16 protein-coding genes are annotated in these 20,538 nt (G+C 69.6%); 5 read left to right on the plus strand and 11 right to left on the minus strand.

All coding sequences use genetic code 11. The features are described 5' to 3' along the window. Positions 1-46: 46 nt before the first annotated feature. Positions 47-883, minus strand: coding sequence for an IclR family transcriptional regulator (locus tag AACX88_RS01785; RefSeq protein WP_339391379.1), 837 nt, complete (start codon positions 881-883; stop codon positions 47-49). 115 nt (positions 884-998) lie between these two features. Here AACX88_RS01785 and AACX88_RS01790 point away from each other — a divergent pair, with 115 nt between their 5' ends. Continuing rightward, positions 999-2,246: an MFS transporter gene (locus AACX88_RS01790; protein WP_339391380.1), complete on the plus strand. Its 1,248-nt coding sequence runs from the start codon at positions 999-1,001 to the stop codon at positions 2,244-2,246. A gap of 25 nt (positions 2,247-2,271) precedes the next feature. On the opposite strand, the gene AACX88_RS01795 is transcribed toward AACX88_RS01790, so the two are convergent. From AACX88_RS01795 to AACX88_RS01805, 3 genes are all read right to left on the minus strand, one after another. Then, entirely contained in the window at positions 2,272-3,639 is a 1,368-nt protein-coding gene (locus AACX88_RS01795; RefSeq protein ID WP_339391381.1) for an MFS transporter, read from the minus strand. A gap of 204 nt (positions 3,640-3,843) precedes the next feature. Beyond that, entirely contained in the window at positions 3,844-5,268 is a 1,425-nt protein-coding gene (locus AACX88_RS01800; RefSeq protein ID WP_459891484.1) for a D-arabinono-1,4-lactone oxidase, read from the minus strand. Further along, positions 5,265-6,473: an amino acid deaminase/aldolase gene (locus AACX88_RS01805; protein WP_339391383.1), complete on the minus strand. Its 1,209-nt coding sequence runs from the start codon at positions 6,471-6,473 to the stop codon at positions 5,265-5,267. Before AACX88_RS01805 ends, AACX88_RS01800 begins: the two co-directional genes overlap by 4 nt. Positions 6,474-6,525: 52 nt before the next feature. Here AACX88_RS01805 and AACX88_RS01810 point away from each other — a divergent pair, with 52 nt between their 5' ends. Next, entirely contained in the window at positions 6,526-8,205 is a 1,680-nt protein-coding gene (locus AACX88_RS01810; RefSeq protein WP_339391384.1) for a succinic semialdehyde dehydrogenase, read from the plus strand. 51 nt (positions 8,206-8,256) lie between these two features. Here AACX88_RS01810 and AACX88_RS01815 read toward each other — a convergent pair whose 3' ends face one another. The 4 genes from AACX88_RS01815 to AACX88_RS01830 all read right to left on the minus strand — a co-directional run bounded on the left by AACX88_RS01815 (position 8,257) and on the right by AACX88_RS01830 (position 13,268). After that, entirely contained in the window at positions 8,257-8,502 is a 246-nt protein-coding gene (locus tag AACX88_RS01815; RefSeq protein ID WP_339391385.1) for a hypothetical protein, read from the minus strand. A gap of 63 nt (positions 8,503-8,565) precedes the next feature. Continuing rightward, a complete protein-coding gene (locus AACX88_RS01820; RefSeq protein WP_339391386.1) occupies positions 8,566-8,904 on the minus strand; it encodes a hypothetical protein in 339 nt (112 codons plus the stop codon). Further along, the gene (locus AACX88_RS01825) at positions 8,905-11,358 is read right to left on the minus strand and encodes a transglycosylase domain-containing protein (protein WP_339391387.1); all 2,454 of its coding nucleotides are present in this window, start codon (positions 11,356-11,358) and stop codon (positions 8,905-8,907) included. Continuing rightward, the gene (locus tag AACX88_RS01830) at positions 11,355-13,268 is read right to left on the minus strand and encodes a penicillin-binding transpeptidase domain-containing protein (protein ID WP_339391388.1); all 1,914 of its coding nucleotides are present in this window, start codon (positions 13,266-13,268) and stop codon (positions 11,355-11,357) included. Before AACX88_RS01830 ends, AACX88_RS01825 begins: the two co-directional genes overlap by 4 nt. A gap of 94 nt (positions 13,269-13,362) precedes the next feature. Between AACX88_RS01830 and AACX88_RS01835 the strand changes: the two genes are divergently transcribed. Both AACX88_RS01835 and AACX88_RS01840 read left to right on the plus strand, forming a co-directional pair. Further along, on the plus strand, positions 13,363-14,352 hold the full coding sequence (locus AACX88_RS01835) for a LysR family transcriptional regulator (RefSeq protein WP_339391389.1): 990 nt from the start codon (positions 13,363-13,365) through the stop codon (positions 14,350-14,352). After that, positions 14,349-15,236: a serine hydrolase gene (locus AACX88_RS01840; RefSeq protein ID WP_339391390.1), complete on the plus strand. Its 888-nt coding sequence runs from the start codon at positions 14,349-14,351 to the stop codon at positions 15,234-15,236. The genes AACX88_RS01835 and AACX88_RS01840 overlap by 4 nt, the downstream gene beginning before the upstream one ends. An 18-nt stretch (positions 15,237-15,254) precedes the next feature. Here AACX88_RS01840 and AACX88_RS01845 read toward each other — a convergent pair whose 3' ends face one another. The 3 genes from AACX88_RS01845 to AACX88_RS01855 form a co-directional block, all read right to left on the minus strand. Continuing rightward, positions 15,255-15,986: a response regulator gene (locus tag AACX88_RS01845; protein ID WP_339391391.1), complete on the minus strand. Its 732-nt coding sequence runs from the start codon at positions 15,984-15,986 to the stop codon at positions 15,255-15,257. A 95-nt stretch (positions 15,987-16,081) separates the two neighbouring features. Next, entirely contained in the window at positions 16,082-18,022 is a 1,941-nt protein-coding gene (locus tag AACX88_RS01850) for a sensor histidine kinase (protein ID WP_339391392.1), read from the minus strand. 92 nt (positions 18,023-18,114) lie between these two features. Continuing rightward, entirely contained in the window at positions 18,115-20,028 is a 1,914-nt protein-coding gene (locus AACX88_RS01855; protein WP_339391393.1) for an MOSC domain-containing protein, read from the minus strand. A 107-nt stretch (positions 20,029-20,135) separates the two neighbouring features. On the opposite strand from AACX88_RS01855, the gene AACX88_RS01860 reads away from it, so the two are divergent. Continuing rightward, the gene (locus AACX88_RS01860; protein ID WP_339391394.1) at positions 20,136-20,426 is read left to right on the plus strand and encodes a metal-sensitive transcriptional regulator; all 291 of its coding nucleotides are present in this window, start codon (positions 20,136-20,138) and stop codon (positions 20,424-20,426) included. Positions 20,427-20,538 lie beyond the last annotated feature (112 nt).

The raw sequence follows: 20,538 nt of genomic DNA on the forward strand, positions 1-20,538 counted from the left end.
CAGAGCAGAATCTGAGGTGCGGGGAGCGTGTGGGCCTCAGGCCGGCTCACCCTTCGGCGGGCACGTCCGATTCGGCCGGCGCGGTCTTCGCCGGTCGGTCCTCGCCGTCGGCGGCGATCCGTGCGAGTTCAGCGCAGGCGCGGCGCAGATGGTCGATCGAGTCCTCCGAGGTCAACTGCCTGGTGCGCACCGCGGGAGAGCTGAGCGCGACCGCGTCCTGCGGCGGCAGTCCTCCGGCCCGAGGCACGGCAGCGCCGATCGCGCTGATGTCGACCTCAGTCTGCCGGAGGTTGAGTGCGTATCCGACCCGGCGGACCTCGGCCATCTCCGTGAGCAGGCGCATCAGGTCCGGGGTGCCCAGGCGCTCGGCCGGGGTGCGACCGCCGGCGTAGAGCGATCGGATCGAGGCGTCGTCGAGGGCCGCGAGCAGGGCCTTCCCGCCCGAGGTCAGCCGTGCCGGCAGCACCGTGCCCGTGCGCTCGCCGACGCGCAGCCGCTGCCGGGATTCGACGGTCGTGAGGAACTCGACGCTCACACCTCGGCGCCGGACCAGGGACACCGTCTCCCCGGTCTCGGCACTCAGGGCCGCGAGGACCTCGAGTACGAGACCGGGCACCGATTGGGTGCCCGAGGTCTCAGCCACCCCGAGGGCCGGACCCGGCCGGTACTGACGGGCGGGTCCGCGGGTGACGAATCCGCGGTAGAGCAGGGTCGAGAGCAGGCGGTGCGCGCTCGAGGGAGCGACGCCGAGGTAGGCGGCGACATCGGCCACGCGCACCCCGTCCTGTGGGTGGCGGCGCAGGAGGTCGATGAGCAGCAGGGCGTTGTCGACGGATTCGATCGCGTGGTCGGGTCGCTTGACGATGCTGAAGTGCTGCGGCATGCCCTTACGGTAGCCGACCCCCGCTCTGCCTCTCAGGTTCTCATGGTGCCCGCACAGATTCCGTAGAGCAGAATTATCTCGTGATCGGATTCACATCGTCCTTACGGTTTCCCCCATGACCGAGACCCTCTCCACTCAGGCCCCGGTGCGCAGCGAAGCGCGCCGCTGGGCAGCTGTCGTCATCTGCTGGCTGCTGATCGTCATGGACGGCTACGACCTCATCGTCTACGGCGCCGTGCAGAACTCACTCATCGAAGGCACCGATTGGGGGCTGACACCGTCGTCGGCAGGCACCCTCGGATCCCTCGCGTTCCTTGGGATGATGATCGGCGCCGTCGTCGCCGGGCGCCTCTCCGACTCCCTCGGCAGGCGACGGACGATCCTCGCCTGCGCGATCGTCTTCGCGATCGCCACCGTCGCCTGCGCTCTGGCCCCCAATCCTGCGACCTTCGGGGCGCTGCGCCTCATCGCCGGGCTCGGGCTCGGCGGCCTCGTGCCCTCGGCGAATGCGCTCACCGCTGAACTCATCCCGCCGAGGTGGCGCGGGTCGATGGCGACCCTGATGATGTCGGGTGTGCCCCTGGGCGGGACGATCGCCGCGCTCACCGGCATCTGGCTCATCCCGGCCCTCGGCTGGCGCTCGATGTTCTGGGTGACGGCGATCTCCTTCGTCGTCATCGTCATCGCCTTCAAGGTCCTCCCGGAGACCTCGACGACCCGCGACTCGACAATGCCTTCGCAGGAGAAGGCGGGCTTCCGCACGATCCTCGGGGTGCCGTGGCTGAGCTTCTCGATCCTCTTCGCCCTGACCACGCTCTTCACTCTCTTCGCGTGGTACGGCCTGGGCACGCAGCTGCCGAAGATCATGCGCGACTCCGGCGCCGACCTCGGACCGGCACTCGCCTTCACCCTGGCCCTCAACCTCGGCGCGGTCGTCGGATCCGTGCTCACCGCGTGGGCCGGGGACCGGTTCGGGATCCTGCCGACCGCGACCGTCTCTGCGGCCGTGGCGGGCATCGGACTCGTCTCGCTCATGGGTGGCACGACCGCCACCGTGGCCATCTATGTCGCGCTCGTCCTCGCCGGCATCGGCACGCACGGCACACAGTCGCTCATCATCGGGGCGATCGCCTCGCACTATCCCGAGCATCTGCGGGGCACGGCGCTCGGATGGGCGCTCGGCGTGGGCCGGATCGGCGCGGTCCTCGCCCCGCAGGTCTCGGGCATCCTGCTCGGACTCAACGGTGTGCCGCCGGCGATGAACTTCCTCCTCTTCGGCGGGGCAGCCCTGCTCTCGGCGCTCGTGCTCGGCACGCTCACCGTGCTCACCCGCAAGCGCAGAACCCAGTTCGCCGAGGTGTGAGGACCAGGCCGTCTCCTCGCCGCCCCTACGCGGGCACGAGGTGGCGGTCCTCGTCGATCTCGGCGAGGGTCTTCCGGCCCATGCTGCGGGCGAGGAAGAGGACAGGGACGCCGGCGACGATGACGATGACGGTCGCATAGATCGCCGGGGCCAGGGTCAGCCCGGTCGAACTCATAAGCCATGTGGCCACGAGCGGTGAGAGTCCGCCGAAGAGGACGGTGGCGACGTTGTAGCCGATCGCCATGCCCGAGAAGCGGCTCGTGCCGGTGAACTGCTCAGGGATCATCGCCGCTGCCACCGCGCTCCACCCGGCGGCGGGGATCGCGAGGAACGCCGCGCCGCCGATCGCGATCGCCGCCGAGTCGTTGCTCAGCAGCACGTAGGCGGGGATCGTCGTGAAGATGAAGACGACCATGAGACCGGCCAGGGACACCTTCCGGCCGAACCGGTCGGAGGCGACGCCGAAGAACGGGGTGACGACGATCGCGACGACGGCGGCGACCGTGCCGAGGGCCAAGGAGCCCGAGTTCGGCACCTTCGCGACCTCTTCGATGTACGTGGGCACGTACGTGATGTTGAGGAAGTAGCTGACCGATCCGATCGAAGAGATGAGGAAGGCGACGATGATCGCCCGGGGCTGTTCGAGGATCGCGGTGATGAGCGGCGACCGCTGCAGTGCGACGTCGGTCTTCTCGGCGTTCTGGAGTCGCTTGAATGTGTCGGTCTCGACCATCATCCGGCGCAGCGGCACCATGAGCGCTGCGAGCAGGGCGCCGAGGATGAAGAGGATCCGCCAGCCCCACGACTCCATCGCCTCGGTTGAGAGCGTGTTGGCCAGCAGCGCCCCGGACCCGACGGCGAGCAGCGCGCCGACCTCGCTGTTCGCCGCCGCCCAGCTCGCGGCGACTCCCCGCTTGCCCGGCTTCGCCGATTCCATGAGGAAGACCATGATGCCCGTGTACTCGGCGCCGACGGAGAATCCGGACAGGCAGCGGAAGAAGACGAGGCCGACGCCGGCCCAGATGCCGATCGTGTTGTAGTCGGGCATGACGGCGATGCCGAGCATCGAGACGGCCATGAGGACCGCGGAGACGACGAGGGCATGTTTGCGTCCGACCCGGTCGCCGAGGTGGCCGAAGACCATGGCGCCCAGCGGCCGGAAGAGGAATCCGGCCGCGCCGACGCCGAGGGTGAGCAGCAGGGAGTCCGCCTGCCCGCCGAAGAACTCCTTCGTCAGCGTCGTCGCGACGTAGAAGAAGATGGAGAAGTCGTACCATTCGACGACGGTGCCGAAGGCGGCGACGAGCATCGAGCGGCGGCGTCCGCGCTCCTTCTCAGGGCTGCCGGCCCCGGGGTCGGCACTCGGACGTGATGCTGATTCGAACTCGGACATCGGCGGTTCCGTTCGCTCGCAGGGAAGGTGCATGGGCACCTCACTGGTGATCCGCGCCCGACACTATCAGCTGGCCCGGACACAGAGTAGGCTTTCGTCGAATCTCGCCGCGTCCTTCCTGGTCACAGCAGTGCCCCGAGGACGCGGACAGCCCCGTCGCCGCGCGAGTTCGATCAGGCTCCCCTGCTCACATCTCCCACTTGCTCACCCCCGCACCCCGAAGAGCGCATCGGTGAACCGGTTGCCGAACACCGCATCGGGGTCGAGGCGGGCGCGCAGGGCGCAGAAGTCGTCGAAGCGGGGATAGGCTGCACGCAGCTCCTCGGCGCCGAGGCTGTGGATCTTCCCCCAGTGCGGCCTGCCTCCATGGGCGCGGCAGATGAGTTCGACCACCCGGAAGTACTCCTCGCAGTCCTCCTTGTGGAACCGGTGGACGGCGATGTACATGGTCTCCCGGCCGGTCGCCGTCGACAGGGCCACATCATCGGCGGCCGCTGCCCTCACCTCGAGCGGGAAGGAGATCCTCCACCCGCGCGATTCGATGGCCTGCTGGATCTCGCGGATCGCCGTGACCCCGGCATCGAGCGGGAGCGCGTACTCCATCTCGTTGAACCGCACCCGCCGCGGGGTGACGAAGACGTCGTGGCCCGGTGCGCGGTACGTCCGGTCGGAGACCGCGGCCTGGGCGATCCGGTTGATCTTCGGGATGAGGCCGGGCACCCGCGCGCCGAGTTCGACGGCTGCCAGCAACGCCCCGTTCTCGACGATCTCCTTGTCGAGGACGGTGAGCAGCCGATTGCGCACTCCCGCCTCGGCGAGGCGGCCGGGACCGGCCTGACCTGCAGGAACACGCGTGTTCGTCTTCGTCAGGGCCGAATCCGTGTGCGGGAACCAGTAGAACTCGAAGTGGTCGGCGTTCCGCATCCGGGGGACGAGTCCGTCGAGCAGGTCGTCGAGATCGGTCACGACCTCCTCGGCGATGAGATCGAAGGCGGGCACGCATCGGATCTCGATCTCGGTGAGGATACCGAGCACGCCGAGGCTGACCCGCGCGAGGTCGAAGGTCTCGGCGTCCTCATCGGCCGACAGCTCCTGGACCGTTCCGTCCGGACTCATGAGGCTGAGTCCGGTGACGGTGCCCGCGAACCCCGTGAACCCGAGGCCGGTGCCGTGGGTGCTCGTCGAGATCGCCCCCGCCAGCGACTGCGGGTTGACGTCGCCCTGGTTCTCGAGCGCGAGCCCGTAGGGGGCGAGGAGGGCGGGGATGTCGCGCAGCCGTGTCCCGGCGCGGAAGCGGACGCGACCGCTGGCCTCGTCGACGGCGACGATCCCGGTGAGCGCGTCGAGGTTGATCATGACGTCGTCACCGGCGGCGACGGGGGTGAAGGAGTGCCCGGCGCCGACGGCCCGGATGCGGTGGCCCGCCCCGGCCGCCGCCGTCACGACAGCCTCCAGCTCCCTCGCCGAGGTGGGGCGTGCGAACGTGTGCGGGTGCGCGTGGACGTGCCCGGACCAGTTCCGGAACCGGGTCCGCCGCGCCCGTCCTCGGTCCTCGCCCGGTCGTGTGCGACCGGTCGCGCGCGATTCCCGATCGTCCGATTCCGTGCTCCCGGTGTCGTCTGCTCTCACAGCACCCATCCCTCTCCTCTGTACGTGGTCCACGAGTCGGTGACCTCGCCGCCTGCGACGACGAGGAAGCGGGCGAAGTGCTCGGCGAGCTCCCCTGCCTTCGCGTGGCGGAACCAGACGAGGTCGCCGAGGCGCAGCAGCTCGGTGCCCGGTCCGTGAAGCGGCGTCTGCACCTCCCCGGCGGCTTCGAGCGGCGAATAGTCGAGGCCTGCGGGCCACGCGATCGTCGGCAGGCGGTCGGGACCGGGCACGCCCGAGGCGATGAAGCCGCCCTTGGGCACCGTGACCCAGCCGGGACCGGGCCGACGGACGACGGGCGTGACGAAGTAGGCGGCCGGGTCGTGACGGAAGTGCGTGTACCCGTCGAAGAGGCCCGGGGAGAAGAGCCCCGAACCGCAGGCGACCTCGGTCAGCGTGCCCTCCGCGGTGCTCGTCTCCAGGGAACCGGTGCCGCCGCCGTTGACGAACTCGAGGTCGGTCAGCGCTCTGACCGCAGCGACGATGCGGTGCCGGCGTGCGGCGAGTTCGGCCGCCGAGCGTGCCTGCATCGCCCGGACCGCCATCTGCGATGGGGTGCGGCCTGCATCCGCGGTGCCCGCGATCTGCCCTTCGTAGGCCATGAGCCCGACGAGGCGGAGGCCCGGGCGGGCACGAATCTGCTCGGTCAGGTCGACGACGTCTGCGACCTCCCGCAGCGGCGAACGCCTCGCCCCGATGTGGAAGCGGTCGCCGAACCGTCCCTCGCCGAGGCGGTACGAGGCGTCGATGTCGATGCACACGCGCAGCGGCGGCGCGGTCGTGTCAGGACCGTTCGGTAGCGTCGCGGCCACCTCGGTGAGGAGATGGAGGTGATCGGTGGAATCGACCATGAGGGTGATCGAGGCCCGGGCAGCGGGATCGGAGAGGAGGCGGCGCAGACTGGTGCGGTCGACGCTCGGATAGCCGACGACGATGTCGGTGATGCCTCGATCGTGAAGAGTGAGTGCTTCGAGAAGGGAGAACGCGAGTACACCGGAGTAGGCAGGATGGGCCAGGGCACGCTCGATCGCCGGCAGGGTGCGCAGTGACTTCGTGGCGACACGGATCGACAGTCCGTGCGCGCGGTCAGCGAGGGCGTCGAGGTTGGCGTCGAAGGCGTCCCGGTCGATGACGGCGGTGGGAACATCGATCTCACGCAGAGCGTGGCGCAGTTCACCAGAGACCATGGCAGGTAGTCTAACTGCAGGCCAGCCCGCCGATCGATGACTTCGAGGGACGATGAGACCAGAACCGGCCACCAGCATCAAGCGACCTGACCAGACGCAGGGTCCCGACCAGACGCGGCTTCCCGGCGGCAGAACGTCGCGAGACGGCACGCAGCCGACCGAGCGCCGCGGGCGGTTTCCCGAGCGTGGGCCGCTTCCCGAGCGCCTCGCCGACTTCCTCGCGAGCGAGCCCTACCGGGATGCTTCGGGAAGCGGCGGAATCGTCCGCGGCCCCGACCCGCTCACGGGTGAGTTCCGCGATCGGTTCGCGGCGAACACGGCCGCCGACGTCGAGCGCGCGTACGAGAGCGCTCGGATCGCGGCGCGCACGTGGGCGGCCCGGCCGGTCGAGCACCGCGCCCGCGTTCTCCTGCGCCTCCATTCCGCTCTGCGCCGACATGAGGACCTCCTCCTCGACATCATCCAGTTCGAGACGGGCAAGGCGCGCATCCACGCCTACGACGAGGTGCTCGACACGTACAACGTCTGCCGCCACTACGGGGTCACCGCCCCGCGTCGCCTGCGGCCGGAACGGCGCCGCGGCGCGGTGCCCGGACTCACCCGCACCGAGGTCACCCGCACCCCGGTCGGTGTCGTCGGGTTCATCACGCCGTGGAACTACCCGCTCACGCTCGGCGCGACCGATCTCTTCGCAGCCCTCGTCGCCGGCAACGCCGTCGTCCACAAACCCGATTCGCAGACGGCGCTCACCGCCGTGATCATGCGTCGGCTCGCGATCGCCGTCGGCCTGCCCGCCGAGGTGTGGCAGCTCGTCCCCGGCGAGAACGACGAGGTGGGACCGGCGCTCATCGCCGGTGCCGACGGTCTCGCGTTCACCGGGTCGACGGCGACCGGGCGGACGATCGCCGCCGAGGCGGGATCGCGGCTCGTGCCTGCCGCGCTCGAACTCGGCGGCAAGAATCCCATGCTCGTCCTCGCCGACGCCGACCTCGAGGCCGCCGTGGCCGGTGCGGTGAGAGGATGTTTCGCCTCGGCGGGGCAGCTGTGTCTGTCGATCGAGCGGATCTACGTCCACGCCGATCTCTATGCGGAGTTCTGCGCCCACTTCGCCGAGGCGACCAGGAAGCTGCGTCTGGGCGCTGAGTTCGCGTACGGTCCGGAGATGGGGTCGCTGGCCGGACCGAAGCAGTTCGACAGGGTGAGCGCCCACGTCGATCAGGCGAGGGCAACCGGTGCGCACGTCATCGCTGGCGGCCACCCCGTTCCCGAGCTCGGACCATTCTTCTACGCACCCACCGTGCTCACCGACGTGCCGGAGGCCGCCGATCTCCGCACAGAGGAGACCTTCGGGCCCGTCGTCGCGGTCTACCCCGTCGCCTCCGATGCCGAGGCGATCGCACGGGCCAACGACTCCGCGTACGGCCTCAACGCGAGCGTGTGGTCGCGGCGCAACGGCATGGCCGCAGCCCGGCAGCTCGCATCGGGAATGGTCAACGTCAACGAGTCCTATATCGCCGCGTGGGGGTCGATCGACGCGCCGGCCGGCGGCGTCAAGGCGTCCGGTCTCGGTCACCGGCACGGCGTCGAAGGGCTCCTCCAGTTCACGGATGCGCACACGATCGCCGAGCAGCGCCTCGTCCCCATCGCTCCCGGCGGACTGCTCGATCAGCCGCGTTTCGCGCGCACGCTCACTTCGGTCTTCGGCGCCATGCGGGCTCTGCGGATGAAGTGAGTGCTCAGCCGATAAGCGTCCGAACGACTTCACCGGATTCGAGGTCGTCACTCACGGTGCGCGTTCGCCCAGATCAGCGTCCTCGGCGGCCTCCCACTCGCGTGATTCCGCATGGTGGGATCGTCTGTCCGCCAGTGACGTCGAAGCAATCGCCGTGCCCAATGAAGCCAGTCGGCGGCGACGATCTTCGGCATCGGCGAGCCGTTCCAGGTGAGCACCTAAGGTCAGGCCGTCCCTGGCGGCCTGCTTCTTGAGCCTGTTGCGGAGCGCTTCGCTCACCTTGACCGTCGCAGCCATATTCTCAGTATGCCCTTCCTCAGCCGGTCGGACGGGGAGCTCGATCTCGGTCGGAGGTCACCGTCAGAAGGCACCGCCGATCATTCCCGCAGCGACGACGACGCCGGTGACGATGACCGGGACTGCGGCGATGATGAGCGGAATCGGACGAGTCAGTCGGTAGCCCGCCCATGCCCACAGGCCGATGTCGATGACGAGGAGCCCCACGATGCCGAGATAGGACATGGTGGTCACCCAGTCGGTCTGTGCGTCCGCCTCGCAGTGGATCATGCAGCCCGAATAGGCGATGAGCCCGAGGAAGGAGAACATCGCGATGGGGAAGGCGAAGACCACCAAGGCGGCGGCCCCGAACCCGAAGGCGCCTCCGATCGAGGCGGGCCGGCCCTGCGCATCGACACGCATTCAGTTCCCTCCCAGTCCTGCTTCGCTCTCATCACCAGCGCCCCGACCGGTGTCGGCAGCGTCCCCGCCCGAGCCGGCCGCGTCTGTGCCCGAGCCGGCGTCGCTGCCTCGCCGTGAGGTGTCTCCCGAGTCGGCGGCACCCGAGTCACCGGAGCTGCCGGATCGATCGCCGCCAGAACCGCCTCCGCCGGATCGTTCACCGCCAGAGCTACTGCCGCCAGAGCCACCGGTGCCGCCTGAACCACTGCCGCCAGTATCTCCACGCGAGCCACCGCTGTCACTCCCGCTTCCGGAGCCGCCGGCTCCGGCCGGTCGCGGGAAGCTGCCGGTCTTCGCACGCGGTGCCGCATAGTCCATGAACTCCCGCCACGTCGGTCCCGACACTGTCTCACCATAGACGATGCGCGGCATCGATCCCCGCGAGTTCGTCCGCCAGTCGCGCGTGCCTTCGGGGTCCCCGGTCCACACCGCCGTCGACAGACCCTTGGTGAACCCGACGAGCCAGCTCGCGCCCACCTCGAAGTTCGTCGTCCCCGTCTTCGCCGCCGCCGGTTCTCCGATGCGCAGTCGCGTCGTCGTCCCGCCTTCGAAGGTCTGACTGAGCGCGTACGCGACGGTGTCGGCGATCGTCGGATCGATCACCTCGGCGCAGCCCTTCCCCTCCGACGACCCGGCGGATGATCCGCCGGACGCCCCGCCAGACGCCCCGCCCGTACGCGACGCCCCACCGGACCTCGTGATCTCCTTCCCGTCGGCCCCGGTCACGGTGACGATCGCCTCGGGGGCGCACCTCCGACCGCTGTTCGCGAACGCTGTGTACGCCGAGGCCATCGTCAGCGGCGAGACCGAGACCGTGCCGAGGATCGACGACGGGTAGAGGACCTGCTCGGTGCCGTCGGCGAGTGTCGCCGTCGACAGCTTCTTCCCGGTGCCCAGATGCACCCCGAGGTTCGTCGCCGTGTCGCGGATGTCGCACATGTTCAGCTGCGAGGCCATGTCCGCGTACGCCTTGTTCACCGACCGCTTCGTCGCCTCGAGCACGGTCATCCCGCCGTTGGCCCCATCGGAGTCACCGGCATTGCGCGGGTTGTACCCGCCTGCCGCATAGTTCCGCCCGTCGCACCCCGAGGTCGAGAATCCCGTGTAACCGCTCCCCGAACCGTTGACCGTATCCCCGAGGCTGCGACCGTCCTCGAGCCACGCGGCGAGGACGAACGGCTTCCACGTCGACCCCGGCTGGAACCCCGTGCCCCCGCCTGCGGGAGCATCGACGGAGTAGTTGACCGAGGTCTTCCCCCGCTGCTTCTCCTCGCCGAGGCTGTACTTCGTGTTCTGCGTCATCGCCCGGATCTCCCCGGTGACGACATCGACGCTGACCAGCGCCTGCGCGGCCCCCGACCGATCACCGACGGGCAGCTGCCTGCGCACGGTCTCGACGGCCTTCTTCTGCAGCTTCGAGTCGATCGAGGTGCGGATCCGCAGACCGCCTCGGCGCAGGGTCTCCTCCCTCTCCTCCGGGGTGGCGCCGAAGCGCTCGTCGCTGAGCACCGCACTCTCGACGTACGTGCAGAAGTACGCGAGGTCCCCAGCGGCCGAACAGCCCCTCGGGGTGACGTTCTCCTTGAGGTCGAGCCCCTCGTCCTTCGCCTTCGCCAGCTCCGCGGAGGTGATGAAGCCGTATTCGGCCATCTTCTCCAGCACGAGGTTGCGGCGTTCGATGACGGCGTCGGGGTTCCTCTGCGGGTTGTACCGTGCCGGGTTGCGCACGATCCCGGCCAGGGTCGCCGCCTGCGCGATCGAGAGGTCTGCGGCGTCGATGTCCCAGTACTGGCGGGCCGCTGCCTGGACCCCGTAGACGTTCGGGGACCCCGAGTAGCTGTTGATGTTGAGGTAGCGGGAGAGGATCTCATCCTTCGAATACGTCTGCTCCACGGTGATCGCCAGCCGCATCTCCCGCAGCTTGCGCGCCATTCCGCTCGCGCCCGTACGATCCCGCGCCCGGTCGATGCCTGCCGTATCGCCTTCGGCCTGACTGGAGTTGATGAGGGCGTTCTTCACGTACTGCTGGGTCAGCGTCGACCCGCCGTGGAGCGAACCGGTGAGCAGGTTCTTCGCCACCGCCCGGGCGACGCCTTCGACGTCGACGGGCCCGTGCTCGTAGAACCGTCGATCCTCGATCGCCAGCGTCGCATCCTGCATAGCCTGCGAGACCTGGTCGAGGTCCACCTCGTCGCGGTTCTGCCACGAGAAGGTCGCGAACTCCTTGCCGTCCTTCGTCAGCAGCGTCGACGGCTGCGCGAGCGGCCGGTCGTCGAACTCGGCGGGCATGGCGTCGAAGAGGCTCATCCCCTCCCCGAGTGCCGCCGCCGTCGTCCCGGCGACCGGGATCGCCAGACCCGCGGCGACGATGCCCGCACACATGGACACGGCCAGGAACCTCAGCAGGTGCCTCACGAGTTCATCTCCGTGAAGAAGCGGTCGGCGACCGGCACGGCCGCCTCGGCGCCGAACCCGCCGTCCTCGACGAGCACGGCCACGGCGAGGTCGCCCTGGAACCCGGCGAACCACGAATGGGTGCGCGGGGGCACATCGGTGCCGTACTCCGCAGTCCCCGTCTTCCCGTACACGGGGTCGCCGGGGATGTCGTCGAGCGCCGAGGCGGTGCCTGAGGTCACGGTCCGCCGCATCATCGCCTTGACCTCGGTCAGCGCCTTCTTGTCCGGGGCTGCGACCTCGCCCGAGCGATCACGGGCGTCGGGGAGGACGAGCAGGGGTTTGACGGTCGTGCCCTTGGCCACGGTCGCCGTCATCGTCGCGACCGCGAGCGGAGTGGCGAGCACCTTGCCCTGGCCGATCATCGCCGCCGCGTGCTCGACCGGGTCGTCGACCTCGGGCACGGAGGCCATGTAGGCGTCCGTGCCGATGTCGATCTGCCCCATGCCCATGCTCATCGCCGTCTCGCTCAGCGTCTTCGCCGTGACCTTCTCCGCCGAGTTGACGAAGGCGGTGTTGCACGACTGGGCGAAGCTCTCGGCGAAGTCGACGGTGCCGAGCACGTGGTCCTCGGCGTTCTTGAAGCGCTTGCCGTTGACCCGTGTCGTCTTCGGGCAGTCGAGGGAGGTCGTCGGGGCGATGCCCGATTCGACCATCGCCGCACCCGAGACGACCTTGAACACCGACCCCGGCGGGTACTGACCCGTCAGCGCCCGGTCCCAGGCCGCGCCCTTCGGGTCGGCATTGGCCACGGCGAGCACATTGCCGTCGCTCGGTCGGATCGCGACGATCGCGGTCGGCTTCTTCGCCGTCTTCGCCGCCTCCTCGGCAGCCGTCTGCACGGCGACGTCGATCGTCGTCGACACGTCCTTGCCGGGCCGACCGTCGACGGTGTGCAACGCAGTCGGGGCACCACCCGAACCGGAGCCACCCGAACCGGAGTCGCCGGAGCCGTCGCCGGTCTCAGCGCTCACGGCGAGGATCCGCAGTCCGGGGGCGGGCCGAAGGGTGCCGTCGTAGAGCATCTGGATCCCGCTGCGCCCGACGTACGAGGCAGGGGTGAGGCTCGCGGGTTCGGCGACGACCTCGTCGGGTTCGGCCCGTCCCGCACTGCCGAGGGTGGCCTGGGCGAAGCCCTTCGTCCGCGACAGCGGCTGGGTCCGGGAGCGGAAGACGGTGCCGGGCAGCTTGTAGATCGAGCCTTTGACGAGGTCGTAGTCGTCCTTGCGCAGCGTGATCACGGGGACGAACGCCTCCAGATCGGCCTGGTCCACCTTCGTCGCGAGCTCGCCGGCGTCGACGTCGAGGGACTTCTCGAGCTGGGCCAAGGTCGCCTTCTCGTCGGTGAGTCTGCTCGGCTGGAGCCCGACGTCGATGACCTCCCCCTCGGAGAGGAGGACGGCGTCGTTCGCGCCGAGGATGCGCCCGCGCGTGCCCGGGGTGCGCTCGGCGGTGAGCACGCGATCGGTGCGGAGATCGGGATGGACGAGGCGGGGATCGAACTCGGCCGTCCACATCGCACCGGACCGGCGCAGGGGAACCTCGACGGTGTAGGTCCACGGCTGGTCCGCCGAGGCGAACTCCCACGTCCAGTTCAGCGTCGCCGTCGCGGTGTCTCCGGCCGAATCGACCGAGTCGACGGTGACGGTGCGCGAGGCCTCGCCGAGGTCGGCGACGATCCGGGCGAGTTCGTCGCCGGCGTCCGGATTCTCCCAGGCCTGTGAGTTGAGCTCACCGGCGGTCAGGTCGACCGCGATCTGCGACGCGGCGATCGAGGGGAGGACGGGCAGGGTGCGCAGAGCGAGGACGCCGACTCCGATGAGCACGAGCACGGCGGCTGCACCGATGATCCTACGTGTCAGGGGCTTCATGGTGCTATCGTTGGCACCCAGCCTGAGCATGTCCAATATCACATGGAGTTCCGATCATGCGTATTCTGATATACACCGAGGTGGGAGTCGGTTCGTGAACCTCCTCAAGAGCCTCGAAATGTTCCGCGCGGTCGCCGAGCACGAGAGCTTCACCCGGGCCGCCGATGAACTTTCGCTCGCTCAGCCGCCGATCTCCCGCGGCGTCGCCGACCTCGAGAAGCACCTCGGGGTCCGTCTCTTCGACCGCAGCCGCCGACGCATCAGACTCACTGCCGCCGGCCGCGCGGTGCTGCCCGACGTCCTCGAGATCCTCAGACGCATCGACGGCCTCGCCGAGGCGGCCGGGCGGCGTGAGGAGGGAACGCTCATCGGCGTCCACGGACAGCTCGACCCGGCCGTGCTCGTCGCAGCGACGAGGGACATCCGCCTCGGCGGGGCGGTGCCGCGGTTCCTGCCCACGGAATCGGCGGCACTCGACGACCTCATCGAATCCGGGGACGTCGACGCCGGCCTCGACGTCCGCGGCCTCGGCTCGGCCCTGCCGACGCAGCGTCGACGTCAGTCCAGCGATCTCGTCGTCGACCTCGTCGTCGCCTCCACCCGCTTCTCCGGCACCGAGGGCACGATCGGCGCCGCCGATCTGCGGGGGATGCCGCCGGGGATGGGATTCGGACGGCTGGCGGACCGGGAGACGATCGCGATCCTGCCCGAGGACGCGGGTCTGCTCCACGATTCGGGGCTGCTCACCCCGCTCGTCGCCCGCGGCATCCACCTGGGTCAGCTGCGGGTCACCGACTCCGAGTTCGATGCCGTCACCCACGTCTTCGCCCACGGTTCGGTGCTCCTGTGCACCGCGATGACCGCGCGCGCCCATTCGCTGCCCTACCGGGGGCTGCGCGACGTCGAACTCGCCCGCCGCGTCGAGGTCATCGGCTCCGGCAGCTGCGACCTCCTCGATGAGATGGAGTCCCCCGAGGTGAGGTCCGCGATCGCTGCGATCATCGGGGCGAGGTCCCAGGAGCTCAGCGCCGTGGCCCCCGTCCGGGATGCCTACGCCGACGAAAGGCTCTACCCGAGACCATGAGTGAGACAGTCATCGATGAGATCAACGGCGTGTGGACGAGCCTCGGCGCGCAGGGGTTCCTCTACGCCGAGGATCTGAGCTCCCACCGCTCGGTGGGCATCCGGGAGTCCGCGCGCATCCCCCTGGCCTCGGTCGGCAAGGTCGCGATCGTCGCGGGCCTCCTCGACGCCGCCGCCGATGGGGCCCTCGACCTCACCGAGCGCCTCCTCGTCGACCCCAGTGCCTCGACTCCGGGCGGGACGGGGATCTCGGGGCTGCGCGATCCCGTGGAGATGAGTCTGCGCGACCTCGCCGCGATGGCCCTGGCCGTGAGCGACAACGCCGCCGCGGATGCGCTCTTCGCCCTCGTCGGACCCGAGCGGATCACGGCCCTGCTCCACCGGTTCGGGATCCGGTCGTTCGAGGTCCTCGCCCCGATGTCGCATCTCTACGACGTCCTCGCCGAGGTGGCCGACGGCGATGAGGCGACGGCCCTGGCCGTCGCGGTCGCCGACGCCCGGTCCGGCCGGGTGCCGCTGCTGCCGGATTCGGCGTTCAACACCGGCACGGTCAGGGCCACGGCCCGCCTGTTCGAGCTCATCCACACCGGTGAGCTCCTCGGCTCGGAGGATTCGGCGCTGCTGCGCGAGCTGCTGCGCAAGCAGATCTTCCGTCACCGCATCGCCGCGGGGTTCCCGATGGATTCGGCGCAGTACTACGGGAAGACGGGGACCTTCCTCAACTTCCGTCACGAAGCCGGGGTCGTCGTCGACAGCGATGGGACGGCCTACAGCATCGCGATCTTCACCCGATCGACGATCGCGACGTTCTCCCAGCCGGAGCTCGACGCCTCGATCGGCTACTGCGCGCGGCTCGCGATCGAGCACCTGCGCTCACTCGGGTGAAAGGGTGCCCTGCGCCCCTCACTCCTCGGTGACGACGGTGTACTCGAGGACGGGCCGCCCGGCGGAACCGTAGCGGGGCCTGCGGTCGAGCATGCCGGCGTCGGCCATGGCCTCGAGGTAGCGGCGTGCGGTGACCCGGGAGACGCCGAGGCTCTCGGCCACCTCGGCGGCGGACTGTCCCGGCTTGCCGACGAGCACCCCTTTGACCTCCTCCTGCACCCCGTCGGGCACCCCCTTCGGGGTCGCGGTCACGGTGTGGGTGCGCAGGGCGGCGATCGCGGTGTCGACCTCGTTCTGCGTGACCTCCCCTTCGGGACAGTCGGCGCCCAGCCGATTGCGGAACGACGAGTACGCCTCGAGCTTGGACTTGAAGACGGGGAACGTGAACGGCTTGATGATGTACTGGGCGACACCGTAGGAGAGCGCCTCCTGGACGATCTGCATGTCGCGGGCCGCGGTGACGGCGATGATGTCGACGTCGACCCGCTGCCCGCGGATCGCCCGGCAGACCTGGAGGCCGTGACCGTCGGGGAGGTTCATGTCGAGGAGGACGAGGTCGATCCCGTCGGGGTCGAGTCCGAGGATCTTGCCGGTCAGCGCCGCCATCGCCTGGGTGGCGTTCTTCGCCACACCCGCGACATGGTAGCCGTCGAGGCGTTCGATGTACTTCGCGTGAGCCCGGGCCGCGACGGCCTCGTCCTCGACGACGAGCACACCGATGCTCGAGCCATCCTGGGAATTCTCCGACATGCCGCCAGTCTAATCCGCAGGCGGTGAGGCGACCCTGGGTTCGTGTTCCAGGCTCGCCACATCGATGTCACACGGCGTCGTCGGGCGACCGCACCCTACCGCGCGGCCGACACCGGCTCCGGACCCTTCCCGTCCACAGCGTCGTCGGGCAGCCAGACGGTGAGGACGGCGCCGGAGAACTCGTCGCAGTCCTCTCCCCTGCCCTGGACGTCGATGGCCCCGCCGAGGCGGCGGATCGCCTGGACGACGAGGGAGAGGCCGACCCCGCGGGTGCCGGTCTGCCGGCGGCCGTCCCCGCGGTCGGTGGTCACCCCGTCGTGCTTCGTCGACCAGCCGCGTTCGAAGATCGCGTCGAGGTCCTCCTCGGCGATGCCGGGACCGTCGTCGCTGACCTCGATGGTGAAGCCCGCGGCCCCACCAGCACCGCTTAAGTGCACATGCACCCGTTTGTTCTCCGGCAGCACGTCCTGCCTGCTCAGGGCATCGAAGGCATTGTCGATGAGGTTGCCGAGGATCGTCGCGAGATCCCGATCGTCCCCGCCGAGGCTGCCGGTCAGTCCCGCGGTGTCGACCGTCATCTCGATGCCCGCCTCGGCGGCCTGGGCGACCTTGGACAGGAGGAGGGCCGAGAGCACGGGGTGATCGAAGCTCATGTTCCCGTCCCCGGTGACCCGGCTGAGGTCGTCGAGGTCCTTCGCGGCGAAGTCGATGGCCTCATCGACGTGGCCGGTCTCGAGGAGGGAGATGACCATGTGGAGGCGGTTGGCGTACTCGTGGGTCTGGGCCCGCAGCGAATCGGAGAACGAGCGGACTGAGACGAGTTCGCCGGTGAGCTCGGCGAGTTCGGTGTGGTCGCGCATCGTCACCACCCACGTGTCCGCGCCCTCCTCGGTGGGCTGCTGGTTGACGACGAGGACGCGGTCGTCGGTGTAGTGGATCTCATCGCGGGCCCACCGGCCGGAGGCGAGCAGGTCGGTCAGGGCCTCGGGCAGGTCGAGGTCGGCCAGCGGGATGCCACCCTCGGGGGTCGTCGCGGCGACCGGGTCCGGGGCGACGGGCGGAGACCCGGAGTCACGGGCATCCCGCTTCGACCCGGTGCTCGGCAGACCGAGGAGTTCGCGCGCCTCGGCGTTGATGAGCACGATGCCCATCGACCGGTCGACGAGGACGAGGCCTTCGGAGACGGCCTTGAGCACGGAGGAGTAGAACTCGATCATGTTCCGCAGCTCGGTGGCCCCGTAGTCGCCGGTGACCCGCCGCAGCCCGCGCGAGGTCACCCACGAGGCGCCGATGCCGAGGAGGAGGGTGGCGATCGCGATGCCGATGAGCCATTTGCTCTGCGCGAGGAAGCCCGAGCGCACGGCGTCGGCGGAGTTGCCGACGACGACCGCGCCGACGACGGTGCCGGGGCCCACCTCGTCGAGGCCGAGCTGTTGCGCGAAGACCGGGGTGACGACGTACATCGTGCCCCCGCCCTCACCGCCGTCGTCGACGAAGCGGACGTCCGAGCGGCCGCTGAGGACCCGGGTGGTGTTCACGGAGGCGGCGAGCTGGTCGAGCGAGTCGTCGGGGATGTCGCCCGAGGAGGCGGTGACGATGTTCTCCGCCAGGTCCGCCCGCCGGTTCGCCGAGCCGAGGGAGGGCGGGGTGCGGATGTAGTCGATGGGCACGACCGAGGCGATGTCGAAGTCGTACTCGGACACGACCGTGCGCAGCATCGTCCGCAGGCGCTCGTGCGCCGACGGGGCGAGGAACTCGTCGCGCGAACTCGCCTCATCGGCTTCGACGGCGCCGAGGGAGAGCGAGATGCTGTCTGCGGCCGAACGCAGCAGGTCCTGTTCGCGCTTCGTGTTGAGCTGGGAGAGCTGGAGGTAGAGCAGGCTCGTGGTGAGGATCATGATGCCGACGAGCATGACGGAGTTGGCGAACATGATCCGCCCGGCCACCCCGTAGCGGACCCGCCTGCTCAGCCGGACGACAGGGTCGACGAAGGTGCGGGTCAGCGCCGGGCGCGCTGTCGTCGATGCCGTTGCCATGGCCCCATTGTGTCACCAGGGCCGCGGTCGGTCGCGGCCGCGCAGCCTCGGCTCAGCGGGCACCGGTGCCTCGACGGGCACGGCCCTGTCCCTCAGAGGGCGAGGCTGATCGGTCCGGCCGGGACTGCCGAGCACGCGAGCACATGGTCCGCGGGCACCCGGGCCGCCGGTTGGACGGGGTAGAGCACGGATCCGGCTGAGAGCGCGATCGAGCACGTCCCGCACGAACCGCCGCGGCACGAGCTCTCGGCGTTGACCCCGCGGGCCTCGAGCGCGTCGAGCAGGGTGCCCTGTTCGGGTTCCCAGAGGAAGGTCGTGCCGGATTCGGCCAGGGTCACCTCGGCGGGTGCGCATTCGGCGATCGCTTCGCTCATCCCGGTGTGCGGGGAGGCGAAGGTCTCCTGGTGGACGCCGGGGACTCCGGCCTCCTCGGCCGCGGCGATAACGGCACGGGTGAACTCGGCGGGCCCGCAGACCATGACGTTGTCGCAGCCGGTCAGGGTGGCGACGAGCTCGTCATGGCCGGGTCGGCCGTCGACGGCGGTGTCGCGGTGCTCGGTCTCCACGGGCAGCCCCGTGCCCTGCGCCCGGTCGACGAGCCGGTTCCACAGGCACGCCGTGCGCTGGTCCCGGTCGACGTGGAGCAGGCGGATCCGCTCGGCCGAGGGCTCGGTTCTGCCCAGCGGGTCCCGTGCGGCACCACCGGCCGCAGACCCGACCTCGGCCGCTGCCGGCCCGTCGGCCCCGACCGCGACCGGTCGCCGGGCAGCCTCGCGCAGCAGTCCGAGGCTCGGGGTGATCCCGATGCCCGCGGTGATGAGCGCCGTCGTGCCGCCGAAGACCCGATCCGCCGTCATCGTCCCATGCGGTCCTGACGCGAGCACGCGTTCACCGGCCGGCAGGCTCGCGACCGCATGCGATCCCTTCCCCTGCGTGCGCACGGCGATGGAGACGACGTCGTCGGTGACGTCGGTGATCGTATACGTCCGCCAGAACGGCGCCCCGAGGTCGAGGTGGACGCGCAGGTTCGTCCCGGGTTCGTCGAACTCGCGGATCCAGCCGAGTTCGTCGCGCAGCGAGATCTCCACGGTGTCGTTGCAGATCTGCCGGGAGCTGACCACACTCATGAAGCGCGGGGTCCGGGCCGTGCGGACGAGTTCCCGCGGCGCCGCGCCCTCGACGACGATCTCGTCACCGGCGGTGATCGTCCCGGATTCGAGGATCCGACCGTAGACCCCGCAGTGGAGGTGCCCGCACCCGGAGGCGAGGATGCGGGGGACGTTGACGTCGACCTCAGTGGTCACCGGGTTGACGGTCGTCGCCGGGCAGCGTTCGATCGCCTGGCTGATCGCCAGCCGCACGCCGCCGATGCGCACGATCCGGCCGATGAGCCCGAACTCCGCGAACGGTGCGAGACCGTCGAGGAGGATGTTGCCGCGGAACCGCAGCGGGTCGAGCTCATCGGACTCCCCGAGGGCCGCGCGGCCTTCGTCGGTCTCGCCGATCGCTGCGACCGTGGCCGGGTTGATGAGTGAGATCCCCGATTCGCGGGAGTCGAACATCCCCTGTCCGGCGACGACGATCCCCCGCGGGTGGACACCCTGTGGGGGTATGTTCGCCGAGAGGAACTCCGCCGAGGCGGTCCGCGACCGGTCGTCGTGCGTGCCGAACGTCGTCGATGCCCCCGACGGCGCCGTCAGCGTGATCGTCGACCCGGCGACCTCCTCGGCGCTCCCCCCGCGGACCTGGACGACGTCCGCGCGGGACCCCGCGACCTCCTCGGCGGGCATTGTTGCGACCTGCCATCTCTGCAGGTCAGGGTTGTTCTTGAGGACGGTGAAGGCGGAGTAGCGGTGCCAGCGGTCGGCGGGCACGTTGAGGCTGCCGTTCGTGAACGCGGCGACACGGTCACCCCGGATCCCGCGCTCTGAGTCGACGACCGCCTCGGCGATCTCCTCTGCTGGGAACCCCTTGACGGGGAAGCGGAACAGTCTGGCAGCACGCATGTCTCGAGTGTACGAGCACGGATGCGGCGAAAGTGCGAGAATGAGACGCATCGCACAGACGGCCGCAGACGGTTGATTCATACCCTATGGGGGTATATAGTCACGTCATGACTGAGCATCATGGATACACCCCGCAGAAAGACGCTCTGGCACGCCGGATGAAGCGGATCGAAGGACAGGTCCGCGGGATCGCGAAGATGATCGACGACGACAAGTACTGCATCGACATCCTCACCCAGGTTTCGGCCGCCACAGCCGCACTGCATGCGGTCTCCATCAATCTCCTCGAAGAGCACATCGCTCACTGCGTCGTCGACGCCTCCGCCGCCGGCGAGGACGAAGCGCGCAAGAAGATCGAGGAGGCTTCAGCCGCCATCGCCAGGCTCATCAAGAGCTGACCCGATCCGCCAGGACACCGGCCCCATGTTCGCAGTCCGGCGCCCCCGCGGATCGCGCACTCGTGACACGCCGCTGCGACCCCGCCGACCGACCGGTCGGCGGGCACGTGCG

The sequence above is a fragment of the Brevibacterium metallidurans genome (assembly GCF_037101285.1).
Taxonomy (GTDB): Bacteria; Actinomycetota; Actinomycetes; order Actinomycetales; family Brevibacteriaceae; genus Brevibacterium; species Brevibacterium metallidurans.